This window comes from Novosphingobium subterraneum, assembly GCF_000807925.1.
Classification (GTDB): Bacteria; Pseudomonadota; Alphaproteobacteria; order Sphingomonadales; family Sphingomonadaceae; genus Novosphingobium; species Novosphingobium subterraneum.
Window position 1 is genome coordinate 1 of sequence record NZ_JRVC01000054.1, and the last position, 315, is coordinate 315.

Consider the following 315-nt stretch of genomic DNA (forward strand, 5'->3'; position numbering starts at 1 on the left):
TGTGGGGTCGCCGTACGCCGTCAGCGCCTCGCTGATGGTGGTGCCGTCAAGCTGCACGGAAAACAGCAGGAGGTCTTCGTTTGCAGCCTGCGTCGTGCCGAACGCAGTCGCCCCGACCACCGGATCGGGGGCCTGCACGGGCGCAGCCGGTCCCGCTGGCGCGCTGCTGTTGGCAGCGGCCAGGGCCAGAATGGCCAGCGTCGCAGTCATGTCAGGGGGCGGTGTAGCTTCCGCTGGCGATCTCGACCGGCTTCTTGCCGTCGTCGGCGCTGTATGTGGCGGTTATCACTTCGCCTCGTTTCAGCGGGCGGAGCA

The 315-nt window shown here is 67.9% G+C and carries 1 protein-coding gene; it reads right to left on the minus strand.

Going from position 1 to position 315, the window contains the following annotated elements; all coding sequences use genetic code 11:
- Nucleotides 1-210, minus strand: a 210-nt coding sequence (locus tag NJ75_RS23135; RefSeq protein ID WP_039338775.1) for a hypothetical protein, incomplete at its 3' end; no start/stop codon positions are given.
- Nucleotides 211-315 lie beyond the last annotated feature (105 nt).